General features: G+C 73.7%; 20 protein-coding genes and 1 pseudogene. 9 read left to right on the top strand and 12 right to left on the bottom strand.

From position 1 onward, the window contains the following. Positions 1 to 61 precede the first annotated feature (61 nt). Positions 62 to 337 (bottom strand): annotated as a pseudogene (locus IF83_RS0120760) (maltokinase N-terminal cap-like domain-containing protein); the annotation flags it as partial. A gap of 325 nt (positions 338 to 662) precedes the next feature. On the opposite strand from IF83_RS0120760, the gene IF83_RS0120755 reads away from it, so the two are divergent. Next, positions 663 to 1,292: a hypothetical protein gene (locus tag IF83_RS0120755; RefSeq protein ID WP_030546327.1), complete on the top strand. Its 630-nt coding sequence runs from the start codon at positions 663 to 665 to the stop codon at positions 1,290 to 1,292. A gap of 116 nt (positions 1,293 to 1,408) precedes the next feature. Here IF83_RS0120755 and IF83_RS0120750 read toward each other — a convergent pair whose 3' ends face one another. From IF83_RS0120750 to IF83_RS0120740, 3 genes are all read right to left on the bottom strand, one after another. Further along, on the bottom strand, positions 1,409 to 2,791 hold the full coding sequence (locus IF83_RS0120750) for an outer membrane protein assembly factor BamB family protein (RefSeq protein ID WP_158711078.1): 1,383 nt from the start codon (positions 2,789 to 2,791) through the stop codon (positions 1,409 to 1,411). Between the two features lie 494 nt (positions 2,792 to 3,285). Beyond that, a complete protein-coding gene (locus IF83_RS0120745) occupies positions 3,286 to 3,861 on the bottom strand; it encodes a maltokinase N-terminal cap-like domain-containing protein (protein WP_030546323.1) in 576 nt (191 codons plus the stop codon). 223 nt (positions 3,862 to 4,084) lie between these two features. Further along, on the bottom strand, positions 4,085 to 4,651 hold the full coding sequence (locus IF83_RS0120740) for a hypothetical protein (protein WP_030546321.1): 567 nt from the start codon (positions 4,649 to 4,651) through the stop codon (positions 4,085 to 4,087). A gap of 342 nt (positions 4,652 to 4,993) precedes the next feature. Between IF83_RS0120740 and IF83_RS0120735 the strand changes: the two genes are divergently transcribed. Then, positions 4,994 to 5,815 (top strand): alpha/beta fold hydrolase, encoded by an 822-nt coding sequence (locus tag IF83_RS0120735; RefSeq protein ID WP_244177143.1) that lies wholly within the window; start codon positions 4,994 to 4,996, stop codon positions 5,813 to 5,815. A gap of 55 nt (positions 5,816 to 5,870) precedes the next feature. On the opposite strand, the gene IF83_RS0120730 is transcribed toward IF83_RS0120735, so the two are convergent. Together IF83_RS0120730 and IF83_RS0120725 are read right to left on the bottom strand one after the other, a co-directional pair. After that, complete coding sequence (locus IF83_RS0120730) at positions 5,871 to 7,211, bottom strand: ferredoxin reductase family protein (RefSeq protein WP_030546317.1); 1,341 nt, start codon at positions 7,209 to 7,211, stop codon at positions 5,871 to 5,873. A gap of 234 nt (positions 7,212 to 7,445) precedes the next feature. After that, positions 7,446 to 8,267, bottom strand: a complete 822-nt coding sequence (locus IF83_RS0120725) for a helix-turn-helix domain-containing protein (protein ID WP_030546315.1) — start codon at positions 8,265 to 8,267, stop codon at positions 7,446 to 7,448. Between the two features lie 49 nt (positions 8,268 to 8,316). Between IF83_RS0120725 and IF83_RS0120720 the strand changes: the two genes are divergently transcribed. Further along, positions 8,317 to 8,775, top strand: a complete 459-nt coding sequence (locus IF83_RS0120720) for a DUF2000 domain-containing protein (RefSeq protein ID WP_030546313.1) — start codon at positions 8,317 to 8,319, stop codon at positions 8,773 to 8,775. A 25-nt stretch (positions 8,776 to 8,800) separates the two neighbouring features. Here IF83_RS0120720 and amaP read toward each other — a convergent pair whose 3' ends face one another. From amaP to IF83_RS0120690, 5 genes are all read right to left on the bottom strand, one after another. Next, positions 8,801 to 9,397: an alkaline shock response membrane anchor protein AmaP gene (amaP, locus tag IF83_RS0120715; protein WP_030546312.1), complete on the bottom strand. Its 597-nt coding sequence runs from the start codon at positions 9,395 to 9,397 to the stop codon at positions 8,801 to 8,803. Positions 9,398 to 9,405: 8 nt separating this feature from the next. Beyond that, positions 9,406 to 10,068: a DUF6286 domain-containing protein gene (locus tag IF83_RS0120710; protein ID WP_051723064.1), complete on the bottom strand. Its 663-nt coding sequence runs from the start codon at positions 10,066 to 10,068 to the stop codon at positions 9,406 to 9,408. Positions 10,069 to 10,262: 194 nt separating this feature from the next. Further along, a complete protein-coding gene (locus tag IF83_RS0120700) occupies positions 10,263 to 10,670 on the bottom strand; it encodes an Asp23/Gls24 family envelope stress response protein (protein WP_030546310.1) in 408 nt (135 codons plus the stop codon). Positions 10,671 to 10,673: 3 nt separating this feature from the next. Next, a complete protein-coding gene (locus IF83_RS0120695; RefSeq protein ID WP_030546309.1) occupies positions 10,674 to 10,865 on the bottom strand; it encodes a hypothetical protein in 192 nt (63 codons plus the stop codon). Between the two features lie 81 nt (positions 10,866 to 10,946). Further along, positions 10,947 to 11,420: an Asp23/Gls24 family envelope stress response protein gene (locus tag IF83_RS0120690; RefSeq protein WP_030546308.1), complete on the bottom strand. Its 474-nt coding sequence runs from the start codon at positions 11,418 to 11,420 to the stop codon at positions 10,947 to 10,949. Positions 11,421 to 11,603: 183 nt separating this feature from the next. On the opposite strand from IF83_RS0120690, the gene IF83_RS0120685 reads away from it, so the two are divergent. The 5 genes from IF83_RS0120685 (at position 11,604) to IF83_RS0120665 (ending at position 17,428) form a co-directional block, all read left to right on the top strand. Continuing rightward, a complete protein-coding gene (locus tag IF83_RS0120685) occupies positions 11,604 to 12,563 on the top strand; it encodes a hypothetical protein (RefSeq protein ID WP_030546307.1) in 960 nt (319 codons plus the stop codon). A 287-nt stretch (positions 12,564 to 12,850) separates the two neighbouring features. Continuing rightward, on the top strand, positions 12,851 to 13,558 hold the full coding sequence (locus IF83_RS0120680; RefSeq protein ID WP_030546304.1) for a hypothetical protein: 708 nt from the start codon (positions 12,851 to 12,853) through the stop codon (positions 13,556 to 13,558). A 395-nt stretch (positions 13,559 to 13,953) separates the two neighbouring features. Next, on the top strand, positions 13,954 to 14,640 hold the full coding sequence (locus IF83_RS0120675) for a DUF5987 family protein (protein ID WP_347877111.1): 687 nt from the start codon (positions 13,954 to 13,956) through the stop codon (positions 14,638 to 14,640). Then, positions 14,637 to 16,286 carry an FAD-dependent oxidoreductase gene (locus IF83_RS0120670; RefSeq protein ID WP_030546300.1) on the top strand — a complete coding sequence of 550 codons (1,650 nt, stop codon included), beginning with the start codon at positions 14,637 to 14,639 and terminating at the stop codon, positions 16,284 to 16,286. Before IF83_RS0120675 ends, IF83_RS0120670 begins: the two co-directional genes overlap by 4 nt. Next, entirely contained in the window at positions 16,283 to 17,428 is a 1,146-nt protein-coding gene (locus tag IF83_RS0120665; RefSeq protein ID WP_107046833.1) for a hypothetical protein, read from the top strand. The genes IF83_RS0120670 and IF83_RS0120665 overlap by 4 nt, the downstream gene beginning before the upstream one ends. Before the next feature lie 204 nt (positions 17,429 to 17,632). Here IF83_RS0120665 and IF83_RS0120660 read toward each other — a convergent pair whose 3' ends face one another. Then, on the bottom strand, positions 17,633 to 18,196 hold the full coding sequence (locus tag IF83_RS0120660) for a hypothetical protein (protein ID WP_030546296.1): 564 nt from the start codon (positions 18,194 to 18,196) through the stop codon (positions 17,633 to 17,635). Positions 18,197 to 18,495: 299 nt separating this feature from the next. On the opposite strand from IF83_RS0120660, the gene IF83_RS0120655 reads away from it, so the two are divergent. Then, entirely contained in the window at positions 18,496 to 19,119 is a 624-nt protein-coding gene (locus IF83_RS0120655) for a histidine phosphatase family protein (RefSeq protein WP_107046832.1), read from the top strand. Positions 19,120 to 19,242 lie beyond the last annotated feature (123 nt).

The raw sequence follows: 19,242 nt of genomic DNA, 5'->3' as shown, positions 1-19,242 counted from the left end.
GCCCCCGCTACAGCGGTGCGTGCCCGACCCCGTGACAACGCCGGCGCGCAGCGGCGGACAAGCTCAGACCGATCAGCGCCTCGGCGGGGACGCCCTCCAGCGCCGCACCGCGGTGGCCCAACGGCACCAGGTAGGCCGCCGGCTCCTGCGCGGTGGTGTCCGCCACGATCATGAACTCGATCCCGACCTCACCCTTCGGATCGTCCAGACGGAACCCACCGGCCGTGGCCAGTTCCGGCGTTCCCGCGCCGCCCCCGTACCAGGGCTGCTTCGGCAGCCAGCCGCTGATCAGCTCCAGCTTGGCTGGTGTCATGGTCGTCTTGAGGATGAAGGCCATGCGAACTCCCTCGCGCGCGGGTCTGGGCCCGTCCTCCCACGGAATGTGTCGAACCTATACCCGTGCGAAACGCAGGCAGCGCGTCGCAGCCCTTGCCCAGCCCCCACCGTGTTTCCTCCCCGAGCCGCGGCAGTCAGGTCATCGCGGTGGGACGGGGGAGTTCGCCCGTCTTGCGGACGGGCGCGGTGGACGGCCGTCGGCGATCCCACCGACCGGGCGAAGACGCATTTCTACGGCCACGCCCTGGCCGGATCGCCCCCTTGCGTCCCGTTCGTGCGCCTGCCACACAAGTGGGAGACGGTCGGCCGGGCGGAGGGGGCAGGGTATGTCCGTGGTGGGTGGTGGTGATCCGTCGGCGCCGCCGGACTGGGCGATCAAGCGGTTCGGGCGGCAGGCCGGCCGGCTCGCCGCGGCGATTCCGGTGCAACTGGCCGCAGCGCACGGGAAGGCACACGCCACGCACCTCACGGCCGGGCTGAAGAGGCGAAGCCCCTACGGTGTCACCCTCGCGGAGGCCGTACGCGAGAACCTCGCGGACACGGCGCGGGAGCTGGGCGGGTCGGTGCGGAACGTACGCGGGTACGAGTACGCGGTGGTCAACGAGCACGCCCTCTTCCCCTACCGGTACGCGGACCGGCCGAGGCCGCTCGACCGCGCCCGGTTGCCCGCCAACGCCTCGCCCACGCGCCAACGGCTTTTCCGGGCACACGGACCGCGGCCGCAAGAGGGCCTGTTCGAGCTGGACGACGATCTGACGACGGCGGAGTACCTGGAGCTGCACGAGGTGTACGAGGAGTTGGGGGCGGCCACGAAGCTCGTCTGCGTGTTCTTCACAGCCGATGCCGAGAGCGGCATCCACGTCATCCACTGGGGCGAGGCTCGCCTCGAACCCGACCGGACCTTCACATGGCTCCATCACGGGCAGCTCCCGGTCGCTCCTGTGCCGCTCGAGTGAGGGGGTGGCGGCCGCCGCCGCTCGGTCGGTCCGCCCTGTGGCCTCGCTCGGCCGGTCCGGCTCGCGGCGGAGCGCCGCGGCTGGGGCTTCGTCTGCATGCGCTGCTCGACCGCGCACTACATGCCCTGGAACCCGACGGTCAAGGGGTTGTCCTCCAAGGCGTACTCCTCGCCTTCCTTGTCAGGGCCGAGGATGCCGGTGGCCGCGAAGTAGAGCCGGCCCCGTTCAAAGATCACCTGGGTCTCCTTCGGCCGCATCAGGCCGTTGATGCCCTCGGGCACGGGGACGACCAGCCAGATGGACTGCTTGCCAGTGGCAGGGTCGAGCGACAGGACAGCCCCGTTGGTCCAGCCGCCGCCTTGCCGGTAGGCGATGAGGCGATCACCGCTCATGCGCAGCGGCCAGATCATGAGGCCGGGCCGGCCATCGAATTTCTGCACCGCTTTCCCGGTCGTCAAGCTGAAGGCGACGATCTCATTGGCGGGCTCGCCGGCTTCGTAGCGCTCCTCGGTGGGCAGGTACAGCCTGTCTTCACTGACCACGGCGGTGCGGCAACTCTCCACGCCGTCGGTCGTATCGTTGTTGCAGTTCGGTTGGTAGTGGTTGTCCTTGAGGGCAATCCTCGCTTGGTGCCGGCCCTGGTCGTCGAGGGTTATGACGTCCGTTTCGAGGACGTCGCCGGCGGTGATGCCTATGACCGGCGGATCGGAAGAGAGAACCGACACCCTCTGAATGCCGCTGTCCACCTTGTACGTCCACTGGGGCTCCCCGGTGCGCGCGTCGATCCGCTGCACACGGAACTCCCGGTTCTCGTCGCCGCACTCGACCACGGCCAGGAGCTCACGGCCGCCGCCGAAGCCGGTGTCACGGCACTGGGAGGTGGCGCGGCTCTTCCACACCTGCTTGCCGGTATCCAGGTCATAGGCGACTGATCCGTCCCCCCAGGCGGAGGCGACGACACCGCGGGTGATGGCGACGTCGGCGGTGAGCTGTGTGGCGACCTGGGCATCGGGCATGGTCTTCCGGAAGACCTGCCGGCCGGTGTCAACGTCGAAGACGGTCAGGATGCTGCAGGCGCGTGGACGGTTCGGGCCGGCTCGCTTGCCGTCCTCGGAGACCACCGCGGTCCGGCCGTCCACCGTGATGTGCTTGGCCGCCGCGCAGAGTTGCCCCGGCAGCTCGAGCGTCCAGGCCGGTTCGCTGGTATCGGTCGCGTAGCCGACCACGGCGCTGTCCTGACCCTTGGCGTAGATCTTTTCCGATACCCACGCACCCGGCGCGGGGAGAACCGCGCCGACGGGCACCTTGGGCACCTCCACGCCGAAGGTCAACTGTCCGTCCACACTGGCCGGTCGCTTCTCCACGTTCTGCCGGATGTCGTCCGGGGCCTGTGGCGCAGTCGGCGACGGCTTGCCTTGCGCGTGCGCGGCGGTGTCCTCGTCACGCAGCAGCAGCCAGCCGCCCCCGGCGAGACCCGCGGCCAGCGAGATGCCGAGCACGCCGACGAGAACGGTGCGGCGTCTCTTCCGCGCGCCCGTGACCGCGGTGGGGGTCGATTCGGGGAGGGGAGGGGGTGGCGGGCCGAAGGCCATGCGGAGTGCCCTTTCTGTGGCCGTGCGCTGTGGCGGCGGCCGACGGTGTGACTGACCGGGAGGCGCGGTTACCGGACGGTGCCGCAGCCGGAACCGGCGGGGACGTATGGGGAGAGCCTGCGTGGCACACGCCCACGGGCCCCGGTGAGGCCCGTTCAGTACTCGTCCGACGCTGTGGACTCGGACCGAACCGCGGAGGTGGTCCGGAGCGCGGAACGCGGGGGCGCGTACCCGTAACGTCGTGGCGGATTCCTGTTCGCAGGTGAGGATGTGCCGTGAGCCGGGCGGGAGAGGCGTCAACCCGCCTGCGGCGGGACTGGACCACCCGCCGCTGGGACGGATATCCGGACCACCGGCTGTGGCCGAAACGTCGGGATGTTGCTGTGCTCTTGCGCCTCCTTCTACGGCGCGACGGACGCGAGCAGGCCCTGAGCGGGCGTTCCGTCGGGCCAGGTCCATCCGGCGACGACGTGTACGGGCGGCTTCTGCCCTTCCTCCAGCGGCCGCAGGACGCGGTTCACCTGGATGTCGAACACGCCGTCGGGGCCCGTTCCGTGCACGGTGACGGTCGGGTCAGGGGTGTCGCTCTCGCTCTGGTGCTGCGGTGTCGCCTCACCGCGCAGGAGAGCGCGCAACTGTGCCATCACCACCGGGTCGTGGACGCCGTCGTAGACCCACCGGGTGCCGAGTACGCCGTGCTCGGAGGTGCCGATCAACGCCTCGCCGGGGACGCCCTCCAGCGCCTCGCCGCGGTAGCTCAGCGGCACCAGGTACGCCACCGGCTCCTGCGCGGTGGTGTCCGCCACGATCATGAACTCGATCCCGACCTCGCCCTCCGGGTCGTCCAGACGGAACCCGCCGGCCCTGACCAGTTCCGGCGTTCCCGCGCCGCCCGCGTACCAGCTCTGCTTCGGCAGCCAGCCGCTGATCAGCTCCAGCTTGGTCGGTGTCATGGTCGTCTTGTGGATGAAGGCCATGCGAACTCCCTCACGCGCAGGTCTGGGCCCGTCCTTTCACGGGATGTGATCGAACCTATACCCATGCGGAAAGGCCACGCTTTCCCCAGGGCGGTGAACTCGTCATGCAGGCAGGGCTGTTGGCACTGCGGCGTTGGCCTTGACGGTGACGGTCCGGCCGTGCGGCCCGGCATCCGCGCTCCTTCCGGGACGGCGAGCAGGTCGGCCCGAAGGGTCCCGGCGGTCAGCCGCCGCGCCGGCGAAGGACACCGCGGCGTCCCAGCAGTTTCGCCTGCTCGCCTTTCAGGCGTATGAACTGCTCACGGGTGTACTGCTTCAGCTCCCGGCCCGGGAACGCGATGAGGGAGAGGTGCTCCTCGTACCGAGCCTCCTCCCACCGTGCCGCGGTGACCTCGTAACCGGCCACATGCGCGCAGAGTTGGAGCAGGACCGGCGGCATCTCCTCTTCGATGAGGAGATCCGCCTTGCCGACCACCACGTCCCGCATGGCCTGGATGTTCGGGATGAACACCGTGGTGGCCCACAGCCGCCACTCGGCCAGTTCCTGCTCGGTGGGAGGGATCTCGTGCCGGAAGGGGTCCCGGCCGTCGGGGCGGGCGTACTTCTCGGCAAAGGTGTCGTAGACACGGCCGTTGGTCTCCATCAGAGCGAACAGCGGTCCGTACAGCTCGCTCAGTTGCAGGTTGACCCGGGTCAGCCGCGCTTGCCTCTGAGCCAGGCGCAATCCGTTGAGATAGGTCGCGAGGTAGCCGACGAACGCCAGCCCAATGGTCGCGCTCACGGTGAGCACGGCACCCGGTTCCACGAAAACTCCCCCTGTCGATTCGGCTCATCGGCTCTTGACGGCAGCCTTCCGGGGGGCCGGTGCGGGCCGGATACCGTTTCCCGGATGAAGACAGTGCTCTGGTCCTTCCTTTCCCTCTTCCTCATTGTCGGCGCCATCGGCGGCTTACTCGCCGCCGCAACGGGAGGTGACCCCTCTGACATCATCCGTAGCCTGCTCTTCAGTGCCCTGTCCTCGTGGGGGGCCTGGCTGAGCTGGAAGAAGGCATCCCGCCCCATGGCGCCGCGAATCGCCCGTATCGCAGAACCGCGCCGGGCTCCTCGGCGGCGAGGGTGACCCTGTTATCGGGTGGCACCAGCGCTGTTGTCCTGCGAGCATCCGCGGATGCTCACCCTCACCGATGATCTCGGACACCTTTCCTACGTCGTCTCCGGCGATGGACCACCCGTCGTCCTCGTGCACGCCGGCGTCGCCGACCACCGCATGTGGGACGCGATCGTGTCCGGCCTGGCGGAACGGCACACCGTCATCCGGTACGACTTGCGCGGCTTCGGTCAGTCCGCGCCGCCCAGTGGCCCGTTCAGCGAGACCGACGATCTGCGCCGACTCCTGGACCACCTCGGCCACGACCGTGTCCGGCTCGTCGGCGCCTCCTGGGGCGGCCGCGTGGCCGTGGCCTTCACCCTCGCCCACCCGGACCGGGTGCGCTCCCTCGCGCTGCTCGCTCCGCCATGGCCGGGATACCCCTGGTCCGCGGACATGGTCGCGTACGACGAGGCGGAAACGGAGGCCCTGGCCTCGGGCGACCTGGACGCCGCGGTCCGCATCAACCTGGACATGTGGCTGCGCGGTCCGGCCCGCGGCTGGGAGGACGTCCCCGCCCGGCTGGCCGGTCAACTCCGGGACCCGATGAGGACGTCACTGGCGAACCAGGACATCGTCGCGGAGCATTCCCAGGGCGCCGCTGAGGGCGATGTCTCCGCCGTCCCCGTTCCCACCCTGGTCGGTATCGGCAAGCTCGATGTCGCCGACTTCCAGGACATCGCCCGCCGCTACGCCTCCGGGATCCCCGGTGCCACCCTGGCCGAGTTCGACACCGCCGCCCACTTCATCGCCCTGGACGCGCCCACCGAACTCCTGGCCGTGCTCCGCCCGTTCCTCGCCCGCTGATCGCGGAGGCCGGGACGGCGGTACGTCGCAGCGCGCCGTCCCGCCGCTCCACGGGTCAGGCCAGCCCGAACCTCTCGGCGTGCACCTGCCGTGCGGGGACCCGCAGCTCCCGCAGGCCGGCGAGCACGGCCGCGGTCATGGCGGGCGGGCCGCAGACGTACACATCGCGTTCGGTGACGTCAGGGACCAGCCGGCGCAGGCTGTCCGGGGCGAACGGCGGGGCGGCGTGCTCGTCGGTCCTGCCGGTGAGCAAGTGCAGCTGTCCACCCCGGCGTTCGACCAGTTCGCGCACCTCGTCCAGCAGCACGGCGTCCTCCTCGCTGCGGACCCGGTACAGCACGACGAGGTCGCCGGTCTCCCGCTCCTCCAGCATCGCCCGCACGGGCGTGATCCCCACCCCGCCGGCGATCAGCAGGGCGCCGGGCCGGGTCCGGTGCAGCGAGGTGAACGCCCCGTACGGTCCCTCGACGAAGGCGCGGCTGCCGACCGGGAGGTTCCGCAGGCCGGCGCTGGCGCTGCCCGCCGCCTTCGCCGTGAGGCGCAGCCCCTCGCCGCCCGGCGCCGCCGACAGGGAGAACGGGTTGGCCGACCACCAGTGCTGGTGGCCCGGGAAGCGCCAGACGCAGAACTGCCCGGCCCGGGCGGGAAGTTCGCCGAGGTGCCGGCCGGTGACGTACACGGAGACCACGTCGTCCGACTCCGGCACCACGGCCGCGACGCGGAACCGGTGGTGGGCGTTGCGCCACAGCGGCACGGCGACCCGCCCGGCCAGCAGAGCGCCGAAGGCGAACAGCCACAGGATCCACCAGTAGGCCGTCGCGAACGGGGAGGACGTGAACGTCTTGGTCTCCAGCAGCTGGTGGACGAACGACAGGCCGAGGGCGGCGTAGAGCAGCAGGTGCAGTCCGTGCCAGACCTCGTACCGCAGCCGCCGCCGCAGGGGCCGGGCGGAGACCGCGGCTATCACGGCGATGACGGCCGCGGCGAGCATGCCCAGCAGGGAGGCCGGCACCCCGCTCAGGGCGAGGAACGTCTTCCCCATGGACGCGTCGTCGAGTCTCGCGTAGCCCAGCACCACCAGCACGGCGTGGGTGAGGACGGTCCAGAGCAGGGAGAAACCGATCCAGCGGTGCCACACCGTGAGCCGGTCCATCCCGATGCGCCGGTCCAGCCACGGCAGCCGGGCCACCAGCAGCAGTTGGAAGAACAGGAGCAGGGCCGCGTGTACTCCGAAGAACTTGGCGACCGTGAGCACCTCGTTCTTGCCCGGAGCGGCTCCAAGGAACAGCGCCTCGACGATCACCACGTTGACGATGGCGAACGTCCACATGGCCCCGCGCGCCACGACCACCGGAGGCACGCCGCCTCTCCGCACCGCGTCACTCACCGCTGTCATGCCCGCCCCCATCGCCCTGTGGCCGCGGTCTTCGCGGCCCGTCTGCGCCCACCCGTGAAGCTACCGCCGACTCGGTCCGGACGCGTCCCTCGATCGGGTACGAATACGGGGCGCGGAGCCGATCCGTTCGCCGGGCCGGCGAATCCGGCGCCCCCCGGGCGCGTTTCCGCGGCCCGGAGCTCCGCGGCGTTCCGCGCGGTCCGGGGTCACCGCCACCACGGCCGGGGGCCGGGTCTACCGCCCGACCCGTGACCCCTGAGCGGCCGCCCCGCGGGCGTAGCGGCCGGGGGTCGTGCCCGTGAAGCGTTTGAAGTGGCGGGTCAGGTGCGCCTGGTCGTAGAAGCCGGACGCGGCCGCCGCCTCCGCGGGTGGCCGGCCGTCGAGGAGCAGCCGCCGGGCGTGCTCGACCCGGCGGCCCGTCAGGTACTGGTGCGGGGCGATGCCGAAGGCGGCGGTGAACGCCATCACCAGGTGGGTGGGGTGGGCGTGGACCAGCTTCGCGGCCTCCTCCAGGCTCACCCCCTCGGGCAGCCGTGCGTCGAGGAGGTCCCGCAGGTCGCGGGCCACACCGCGACCGGTCTCCGGCGGGCGGGCGGCGAGCCGGGGTCGCAGCCGGCCGCGCAGCCGGTCACCGATCAGGGCCAGACGGCTCTCCGCCTCGAGTTCGCCGCCCTGCCGCGCCAGCGCCGCGTGCAGCTGTCCGACGCGCCGGCGCAGCAGGGGGTCGGCCATGTCGGGGGTGTCCGCCGCCGGGCCGATGTAGTGCTCGTCGAGTTGGGTCAGGTCCAGGTAGAGCACCCGTTTGCGGAAGCCCCGCGCGGTGGCGGACGAGCCGTTGTGCGGCACCTGCGGGGGGAGCAGGGACACCGTGTCGCGCGGGGTGCCGTGCTCGCGGCGGTTCAGGTCGTAGCGGACGGCGCCGTCGTCGACGATCAGCAGCGTCCACACGTCGTGGACGTGCATCGGGTACGCGTGCCCGGTGAAGCGGGCGTGGAGGACCTCCGCGATCCCCGGCACCCGCGGCCGCCACGCGGAGATCTCCTGGCGTGCCACCATGCCAGGAACGTACAAGAAGCCGCCGCGGTGCGGTTGGCAGTCTCACGGCATGACGAACGAGAACACCGAGAACACCGGGTACGCCGAGAACGCCCCCGTGCGGTTCGACACCAAGATCGCCGTTCTCCTGCGCGAGGACCTGGAGTCCTGGCAGCGGCTGAACGTCACCGCGTTCCTGGTCAGCGGCCTGGGCTCGGCGCTCCCCGAAGTGATCGGCGAACCGTACGCCGACGCCGACGGCACGCCCTACCTGCCCATGTTCCGCCAGCCCGTCCTGGTCTTCGAGGGGACGAAGGAGACCCTGGCCGCCGCACACCGCCGGGTCCTGTCCCGCTCGCTGCCCCGGTCCGTGTTCACCTCGGACCTCTTCGCCACCGGCAACGACCGGGACAACCGCGCCGCGGTACGGGCCGTGCGGAGAGATCAGCTGGATCTGGTGGGCCTCGCCGTGCACGGGCCGCGCAACGCGGTCGACAAGGCGCTGAAGGGCGCTCGTATGCACCCCTGAGGGGCGCGGCGCGGGCGGCGGGCCGTCAGGTCACCCGGCGCGCCCGGTGGCGCACCGCGTGGAGCCTGACCTCCGCCGGAAGGCTGCCCACGCCCGCCGACTCGCGCGCGTGCCGGAGCGCATCCCGGGCCAGCCGCTCCAGGGCGCTCACCGGCCGGGCGTGCGGTTCGAGCCGCAGCCCGGCGCGCGCCCGCGGCGCCGCGGGCCGGCCCGTCAGCCGGACGCGTGCCCGGGCGACGCCCTCCATCGCCTCCGCCTCAGCGGCCACGGCGTCCTCCAGTGCCCGTCCCCGCAGCTCCCCTCCCACCCCGTCGCCGCTGTCGACGGGGGCCGCCGCGAGGCGGTGCCGGCGCAGTTGGCTCAGCAGCCACCACAGCAGGAGCGCGAGGAGCACGCCGAGCGCCGCGAGGACGACCGGCCACCACCACCCGTCGTCCCGGAACCGGGTCCGCGCCGCGTCGGTGAGGATCACGTCGTCCGGTCCCCCGAAGGGCCACCAGCCGGGCAGCCGGAAGTCCCCGTGCCGTTCGAGGTCGAACCCGCCGGCCAGCGCGGCGCCGCCCAGGGCGAACAGGGCCAGCCCGCCCAGCCCCAGCAGCAGCCGGTTGACGGTCCTGAGCATGTGTGGCGTCACCCCTTCCTCGGGCGGTGGACGCGAACGGAGAGCGCGGGCCGCCGGGCGAGACCGAGTTCCCGCACCCCGTCCGCCAGGGCCGCGTCCAGGTCGGCCCGGATGTCGCCGGGATCGCGGAAGTGGGATGCCACCCTCGCCCTGACCCTGCGGCGGCGCACGCGGACGCGGGCCGACTGGACGCCCGGCACCTCCATGGCGCGGTCGCGCAGGATGAGCTCGGCGGCGGACCGGCCGAGTACGGCCCGTACGTCGCCGGACCCGGCCGGGGTCCGCATGGGCAGCAGGCCCCGGAGGCCCGGGGTCACCGCGAGGATCAGCAGCCACAGTCCGACGGCCGCCGCCAGCGCGGCTCCGGCGAGCACCCAGGGGTCGTCGAGCGGCCGGGTCGCCAGTTCGTCGGCGAGCACCCGCCGCCAGCGCATCGCGGGGCCGCCGGCCCGTACGGCGGCCACGTCGTACAGGAGCAGGCCGGTGCCCGCGGCCGCCACCAGGGCGACGACGGTGGCGGGGAGGCGCCGGGTGGACCAGAGCCGGTGCCCGGCCCGCCCCTCGGCCGGCTCGTCGGCCCGCGGCCCCTCGGCCGGGCCGCCGGTTCCTCCCCCGGCCCCTCCGTCGGCCCCTCCGTCGGCCCCTCCCCCGTCCCCTCCGTCGGCCCGCACAGCGGCCCCTTCACCGGGACCGGAGTGCCCGCCGGCTCCTCCCGCAGGGCTTGCGCCGGAGTGCCCGTCGCCCCGGCCGGCGGCCGGGCTTCCGCCCGGCGGGGTCCCGCCCGGCGCCGCGGACGAGGACGGTCCGGCGTCACCGGCCGCCGAGAGTGGCCGGAGCGGCGCCTGCGGCTCCGGGTCCCGCTCGCTCATCGCACCCTCCCCCGGCCCTCGCCCCGCGTGTGGGCCGAGTGCAGCCGCTCGACCGTCACCACGACGTCATGGACCGTCATGCCCGCCAGCCCGCCGACGCGTTCGGTGACGGCGCGGCGGACCGCCCCGCACTGCGCGCCGATGTCGGACGGATAGCCCAGTTCCACCTCCAGGTGCACCCGCGCGTCCCCGAGCGACCGCCCCCGCCCGAGCGCGGGCCGCACGGACGCCCGCGCGCGGGGTGCCGTGCGGCCGGGTGTCACGAGCGGCCCGGACTCCTCGAATGCGCTCAGCGCCTCACGGGCCGCCCGCGAAGCGATCTTCGCGACGACCCGGTCGGCGACACGTGTCGCCCCTCGCTCATGTGCGGGGACCGCCGGAGCTGCGGTCTGCGGCTGTGCCACCGGTCACCGTCGCCGGTCGGCGCGCGCACGGGACTGGAAGAAGTCGCCGGGCTCCAGATCACCGTCCGCGAACCGCCCGGCGACGTATCCCACCGCGCCCAGCGCCGCCACGAGGAGAAAAGCCCCGAAGCCGCCGAAGTACCCTGCGAAGCCCAGCGCCATCCCGGCGACCAGGCCCACCATGGCCATGCTCATCGTGCCTCTTTCGCGTTCTCCGGGTTCTTCGGGTGCGTCTTCTCCGCACTCGTCGCATTCTTCGCGTTGCGCGGGGTCCGGCTACCGGAGCCGTGGCTGCGCCTGCTCCGTCTGCTCTTCCTCTTCGCCCGGGAGACTCACGTCGCTGACGAAGATGTTCACCTCGACGACTTCCAGACCCGTCATCCACTCCACCGCGGAGATCACGCTCTCCCGCACGGAGGTGGCGACATCCTTGATGGAGACCCCGTAGTCGATGACGATCTCCAGATCGATCGCGGTCTGCTTCTCGCCCACCTCGACCCGGACCCCGTGGGCGACGGACTTGGTCGTCCCGGGCACCCTTTCCCGCGCCGCGTGGTAGGCCCGGGTCAAGCCGCCGCCCATGGCGTGCACGCCGTCCACGTCACGGGCCGCCATCCCGGCGATCTTCTCGACCACGCCGTCCGCGACGCTGGTCTTGCCCCGTACACCGCCGTCGGCGGTGTACGCCCCGCCGCCCGCGGACTCCTTGGCAGAGGTGCCGGACCTGTTCTGCTGTGCCGTTTCCGTCATGACCGGTGATCCCTTCCCGGAAGAGATAATTCCTCCCGATTTCCCAAGTTAGATCCTTTTTCCGTGTCATGCCTCTTTTGCGGACATACGGTGGACCCGGCCCGCCGGACCGGCGGCGCAGGCCGCCGGCCGGGACCGCTCGCGGCGGTCCCGACACAGCACACACGGAAGAGGTGGTGGCCGATGACGGCCGACGGATGGGCGCGGGGCGGACGGAGCCCGCTCGGCGCGGGCCTTCTCCTGCCCCTCGGCGAGCCCGGGGACGGAGCCTGGATCACCGAGCGCGCCGCCTGCGCCGTGCTGGGCCGAGCGGCGGCCCGGGTGCACGGTGTGCGGCTCGGCACGGTGAGAGTCCGCCTGGCCGCACCGGGGGCAGCAGCACCCGAACCGGCCATCCGGGTCCCCGGGGCCGCGCTTCCCCCGGAACCCCTACGGATCGAGGCGGACTTCGCGGCATCGGCGCGGCGGCCCCTGCCCCGCACCGCCCGGGAGCTGCGCCGGGCACTGCTCGCCGCGGCCACCGAACGCCTCGGGCTGCCGACGGCCGAGATCGACCTGCGGGTGACGGACTTGCTGGCGGAGCCCGCCGGCGCGGACCGGGCCCCGGACCCGTCCGCGGACCGGTTCGCGGACCGGTTCGCGGACCGGTTCGCGGAGTGGCGTCCGGGCCCGGCCGAAGCCGACGGCACGGGAACGCCCCCGCCCGGAACCGACGGCGCCGGGCCGGCCCGGGCGGGAGCCGACGGCGCCGGGGCGGCCCCGGCCTCCGGTTCCCCGCACCCGTCGCCGGGCCCGGCGCCGCACCCCTCACCCGGTCCCGTGCCCGTCCGGGATCCGGCCGCGGAGCTGGCCGACGCCGCGACGGCCGTGCCCGGCGTGATGCGCCTCGCCCCCGTTCCGGAGCCGCCCGGGGCACGGACCGGCCAGTGGCTCGCCCAGGCCGTACGGATCAAGGAGGGCGACGATCCCCCGGCCCGGCATGTCCGGATCCAGCTCGCCACCGCCGAGGACCATCGCGCCCTCGACGTGGCCCGGGCCGTCCGCACGGAGGTGGCCCGGGCCGCGGAGGGCGGCGCCCCCGGACCGGTGACGGTCACCGTGATCGTGACGTCGGTGGAGCCGGCCGGGGCACCGCGGGCCTGACGGGCACCGCCGGCCGGGCTCGCCCGGAGCACCCCTGCGCGCCGGAGTCGCGGGCGCGGCCCCGCGCGCCGCGTGCGCTTCCCGTGGTCGGGAGTCGGGTGGAGTTTGTGGAGGCGGATCCGGAAGGGGTTGCGCCGTGGACGCGGGAACATCAGGATGCAGGCCCGCGTAACCGAAGGTAACCAGCCAGCGGTGGCCGGAATCCGCCCCGGCTCCGACGTCTTGTCCCCCGCCACGTCTGCCCACCCACGCCCCCCGCACGTCCCGACGGGAAGCAGGTCCCTGCCGTGCCCACGCCACCCCGCGCCGTCTCCCCCCTCCGACTGCGCGCCGCCGTGGCCGGGTTGAGCGCCGCGCTGTTCCTCTCCGCGCTCCCCGCCGCGCCCGCCGCTGCCACCGAAATAGCCGAAGTCACCGGCGCCACCGGGCTCACCGCCACCGGCGCCGGATACGACACCGAGTACGCCGACGCCGCCGGTTCCGCCGGCGCCACGAGCGGCACCGTCTCAGTCGGCATCCGCGGCTACACCGACCCCGCCTTCGGCGACGCGTGCGCCTTCCACCGGTACGGCGAGGGCGAGACCCCGCCGTTCGACCTGATCGGCACCGACCCCGTCTGCGTCGAGTACGCCAAGCGCGACATCACCCTCAGCAACGGCGGCGCCCTGCGCTTCCTGCTCGCCGAGCCCGCCCGCTTCGCCCTCGCCATCCCCGCCTGCCGCTACTGGCAGTTGGACCACTGGAGCGTCCAGACCCACCCCGGCGGTCCCGCCCTCGTCGGCTGGGACGGCAGTTACTGGTTCGACCAGTCGACGGGCGAGGCCGCGCTCAAGGCCCGCAACATCACGGTCGCCGGAATACCGGCCACGGGCGAGGAAGCGGCCGACGCCCTCCGCCCCTACGACCCCGCGCTCGCCGACGCCTTGCAGCGCGCGGCCCTCGGCGTCAAGGTCGAGCTGCCGCTGAGCCTGTCCTGCGCGTGGCGGGCCCGGTGAGCGGGCGGATGCCGCCGCGGCCCAGCGGCTCACCGGGCGCGAGGCGAGACGTCCCTCCGGGGACGGCAGTGGTCACGACGGCGGACGGTGTGCGGGACAGGCAGGGCGGAACCCCGGACGAGATCCCGGGCAGGCCGGGCACACCGCAGGGCCGCGCTCCCGGAGCAACGCCGGGCACCGTGCCCACTGCCCTGCCGAGCACAACGCCGGGCCGCACCCCCGGAGTAACGCCAACTGCCGTGACGGGTGCCGCGCCGGGCGCGATTCCGGGCCGAACCCCCGGAGCAGCACCGACTGCCGTAACGGGCGCGATGCCCGGCGCAGTACCCGGCACACGACCGACCGGGACTCCGAGCCCGCCCCCGGCCCCCCGCCGCCCCACCCGGCGGCAGCTCGTGCTCGGCCTGGCCGGTGCCGTCGCCGCGCTCCAGGCCGGCGCGCTCGCCGTCCCCGCGCGGGCCTCGGCCGCCGCACCCGCCTCCGCACCCGCCTCCGCACCCGCCGCCGGGCCCGCGCCCGCCGCCGTCCCGGACATCACCGCCTGGCGGACCGCCCTGGAGGCGTTCGCCGACACCATGGTCCCGGGCGAGAAGCGCTACACCGGCGACCGCGCCGTCGCGGGCGCCGCCACCGGCCCCGGCGCCGTACAGGCCGGCACCGTCGACCTGTTGTGCCTCCCCGAGCTGGGGCTCGCGCCGCTGCTGCCGGTCCTCGCCGAACTGCTGGACACCCAGGCCGTCGCGTACGCGCTCGCCAGGGGCCGGGTCCTGCTGCCGGTCGTCGGCTCGGCCTTCGCCGGGCTCGGCTTCCGCGACCGCACCGCCCTCGCCGCGAAGCTCCTCAAGCCGGGCGCGCCCGACCAGAAGCTCTGGGTCCTGCTCGCCCTCTTCTCCTCCCTCGCCTTCGACACGGCGGCCCACCTCCACACCGCCGACGCCATCGCCCAGCGCCACCCCGGCCTGGCCTGGGCCGCGTTCCCGCCCCCGGACGCGGACGGCCTGTGGCGCTTCCCGGAGTTCGGCTACGGCCGGGAACTCGCCCGCACCCACCCGCGCACCACGTCCGGAGGCCACCCCGCATGACGTCCGCCATCGAACGCACCGACGTCCTCGTCATCGGCAGCGGCTTCGGCGGCGCCATCCCCGCCTACCATCTGGCGGCGGGCGGGGCGAAGGTGACCGTCCTGGAGCGCGGGCCCGAGCTGAGCGCCCAGGACTTCGCCCACGACCTGCGGATGGGCGGCTACACGCGCGCCGTCGACCTCGTGCAGGGCGACGGCATCACCGTCGTCGCCGGCAACTGCGTCGGCGGCTCCAGCGTCGTCTACTTCGCCGCCTCGCTCCGCGCCCCCGGCTTCGTCTTCGAACGCCGGGGCGGCATCGGCCGCCGCCTGTGGCCGGCCGCGCTGACCCGCGATGCCCTCGACCCCTGGTACGACCGGGTCGAGGAGGCCATCCCCGTCGCCCGGCAGACCTGGGACGACGTGCCGTACCCCGGCGGGCTGTTCGCCGCCGCCTGCGACCGCGCGGGGCGCACCTGCAACCCCGTCCCGCTCGCCGTCGACCTCGGCACCTGCACCAACTGCAACTGGATGCTGACCGGCTGCCGCTTCGACGCCAAGCGCTCCATGCTGCTCAACTACCTGCCCGCCGCCCGGGCCGCCGGAGCGGAGATCCGCCCGCTGCACGAGGTGCAGACCATCGGCCCCGCCGTCACGCCCGGCTACCGCTACCGGGTCGCGTACAGCGTGCTGGACGGGAACGACTACCGCGTCCCGGCCGGCGCCGGTCTCATCGAGGCGAAGATCGTGGTCATGGCGGCCGGTGCCATGGCCACCCCGGTGATCCTCCAGCGCTCGGCCGCCCTGCTGGGCTCCATGCCGCGCGCCGTCGGCCGTCACTTCTCCGGCAACGGCGACCGGGTGTCCATCGCGGACGTCGACGAGACGAAGGTGCGGGACCTGCTCGGGCTGGAGCGCACGCCGGGCGTCCCGTACGAGGGCTTCCCCGTCGGCAAGCCGATCGGCTCGATGTCCTACGACCGGCTCGACCCGGACGCCCCGGAGTTCAGCCGCTTCTCGCTCCAGCAGATCTACTTCCCGGGCATCACCAACGTCCTGGCGCAGGCCACGGACGATCCGGCGACGAGCTGGTTCGGGACGGAGAAGAAGGCGCTGCGGGCGCGCTGGCGCTCCTGGCTGTCCGTCCTGGCGATGACGGAGGACGACAACGAAGGGGTGTTCGGACCGCCGCCGCCCACCGGCGCCGCCGTCCGCCTCGCGTCCTCGCTGAGCCTGTCGACGCTGAGGTACCGGCCGAACGCCAACACCCTGCGCGGCTGGGCGGCGGCGGACGAGGAGGCGCGGGCCGTGCTGGAGAAGGACGGGCTGGCCCGGGTGCGGCCGTGGAGCGAGTTCGCGGGGTCGGTCAGCGCGCACCCGCTGTCGTCCTGCCGCATCGGCGACGACCCGGCCACGTCCGCCCTGGACGACCGGAACGAACTGCGCGGCCACCCGGGCCTGTTCGTGACGGACGCCTCCGCCGTCCCGACCTCGCTGTGCGTCAACCCGTCGCTGACGGTCGCGGCGCTGGCCGAGCGCGCCTGCCCGTCCATCGTGGAGCGGGCGGCGGAGGCCGGGGTGGACGTGCGCTACGGGGCCCCGTCCCCGGACGGCGAGACGGCGGCGCGGAACGCGGCGCTCAGGACACTGCAGGGGAGCGGACGATGACGGACGGCACGGGCACGGGAGCGAGGAGGGGCGCGGGCAAGGACGCCCGCGCCGGGACGGGCGCGGGCGCGGACACCGGCCCGACCGCGGGGAGGGGCGCGGGAAGGGACCGGAAGGCGGGCCCGGACAAGGCCACAGCGACGGCTGCGGCAACGGCGACAGCAACGGCGACGGGCCGCGAGGCGCTGGAGCGGCTGTACCGGCCACGGCTCACCGGCAAGTCCGGCCGCCTGGAGGTCTGGTACGCGACCCTGACCGACCCGCGCACCGGCACGGGCGTCTGGATCCACCACGAGGTGGTCGCCCCGGCGGACGGCGGGCCGCCGCGCCCGCACGGCTGGATCTCCGTCTTCCCGGCGGACGGCCGCCCGCCGGTGACGGAACGCTTCGGCCCGGAGTCACCCGGGGACACCCTGCCGGTGGCGGACAGCCCTCCCCCGTACTACACCTCCCCGGAAGTCCACGCCTCCAGCAGCCTGCTGGCGGGGACCGCGGGCAGCATCCGCTGGCGGCTGGGCGTGGTGGAGGGCGGCGGCGCGCCGCTGTACACCTTCCCGCGCTGGGCGTGGCGGACGGGCCTGCTGCCGGCCGCGCAGATCGTGCCCGCGCCGGACGCCCGCTTCTACGGCAGCATCGAAGTAGCGGGCGAGAAAATGGAGTTGGCGGGCGCACGAGGCGGCATCTCCCGGATCGCCGGGCACGGCAATGCGAAACGGTGGGCCTGGCTCCACGCCGACCTGGGCGGCGGCGACGTGCTGGAGATCGTGGCGGCCGTGGCCCGCCGCCCCGGGATGCGGCTGCTTCCGCCCCTCCCCCTGCTGCGACTCCGCCTCGGCGGCCGGGACTGGCCGCGCGACCCGCTGCTGGCCGCGCCGCGCTTCACGGCGAACATCGGCCTGCCGGACTGGACGGTGACCGGCCGGGCGGGCCGCCGCCGGCTCCGCGTGGAGGTCAGCCAGGACCCGGCCGACTGCGTCGCCCTCTCGTACACCGACCCGGACGGCGCGACGGCCACCTGTACGAACAGCGAGCGGGCCAGCGCGGAGATCGTGACCGAGCGCCGCACCGGTTCGCGCTGGCGGACCGAACACCGCTGGTCCCTGGACCACACGGCGCACGCGGAGGTCGGCGAGCGGCCGTGACCCCGAAGCGGTCGGTGTCCGGCCGAACGGGCCCCGCCCCGTGGCCGTACCCCTGACCGACCCGCCGCTCCCTCCCCGCCGACGGAACCGGGGAGGGAGCGGCGGTGCCCCTGACGTCACCGCAGGCTGTTCTGTCCGCACCCAGCCGCCCTGTCCGTACCGGACGGACACCCGGCTCCACCGGGCCCGATCCGCCGCCCGCGCTCACCGAACGCTTCGGGCCCCGGTGTCCGGCCGGGGAGCCGTCCCGCGGGCGTCCGCCCGGCGCAACTCCCCGGTCGCCAAGACGAAATACGCGGCCCCGGCGAAGAGGAGGCCGGGTATCGCGAACATCATGCGCTGGTCGTCCTCGAGGACGGACACGTACTCGCTGCGCGAGACCTCGATCACGCCGCGCTCATGGGGAGTCGTGTCGAGGACGAAGTACCGGCCGTCCCTCACCTCCGGCGCCTGCAGGTTCCCCGCGCCGGCCAGGCCGGCGAACAGCAGCACGACACCTGAGACGGCCAGGGCGCCCAGCCCGGCCCGCACCCTTCCGGGCAGGCAACTGAAGGCGAGCCAGAAGGCGCTCCGGTCCGCCCCCGTCAGCATCCCGCGCAGCACAGCGGCGACGAACACGGGGAACAACAGCGTCGCGATCACCGCCATCGGCCACTTCGTGCCGGTCAGCGGCAAGGTCCCCGGCAACCACGTGAGCGCGCCCAGCACCATCAGCAGGGCACTCAGCCCGGCCGCGATGCCCGCGTGCAGCTTGAAACTCCACCCCATGGCCCAGAGCTTCGCACGCCCGCTGCTCCACCTCACTGCCACGGCCCGGCAGAGACGACCGGTCCCACAGTGCCGGATCTCCACGCACAGGGGGAAGGACGAGGACGGCGACCCCGGATCCGGTCCGCGGCACCGACGCCCAGTGCGATCCCCTGTACTCCGGAACAACCCCGCACCGTGCAAGGGACCCGGCCCTGCCACCCCCGCCGCCCCGCCGGCCCGCCGGCCCCGCACCGCAACCGAGCCGACGGGCACCGCGTCCACCCCCTCAAGGCGAGATCACCACCTACCCCCGGGAGCTGGGCATGACGGCCGATCGCTATCTCTGGCTGACGCGGCACGGCGAGGCGTCCCCCGACGAGAGCGCCCTGACCGGGAACGGCCGCCGCCAGGCCGTGGCCCTGGGCGAGCGGCTCCGGGGCCGCCCCCTGTCGGCGATCCACCACGGCCCGCTCCCCCGGGCGGAGCAGACCGCACGGCTGATCGCCGGGCGGTTGGACGGCGTCCCCGTGCACCGCGCGGACGCGGCCGGGGACTACGCGCCGTATCTCCCGCACCGGGAGGAACTGCCGCCGGACTCCGCCGACCTCCTGCTGGACCGGCTCGCCGCGTTCCCGGCGGAGGAAAGGGAACGCGGTCCCGCCCTGGCCCGGGAGGCCCTCCGGCGGTTCACCGGACCGGTTGACGGCGCCGAGCCGCGCCACGAACTGCTGGTCACCCACAACTTCCTGATCGGCTGGCTGCTCCGCGCCGCCCTCGACGCCCCCGCCTGGCGCTGGACGGGCCTGAACCACGCAAACGCCGCGCTGACGGTGATCCGTTACGCCCCGGACCGCCCGGCCTCCGTGCTCCTCTACAACGACACGGGCCACCTGCCGCCCGAGCTGCGGTGGACGGGGTTCCCGCCCGAACTGCACGTCTGAGACCACACCGGGCGGGCATCACCTGTGACTTGTTCCGAACATCCGAGTTGTACCGCGTGGGCAGAGAAGACCCACGCACCGGCCTTCCCGCCCGCACGACCACGGGATCACGGGGAAGGGCAC

The organism is Streptomyces albus subsp. albus, from assembly GCF_000719865.1.
GTDB lineage: Bacteria > Actinomycetota > Actinomycetes > Streptomycetales > Streptomycetaceae > Streptomyces > Streptomyces albus_E.
Note: the sequence above shows the minus strand (reverse complement) of the source record. Positions and strands in the feature narration are given on the sequence as shown.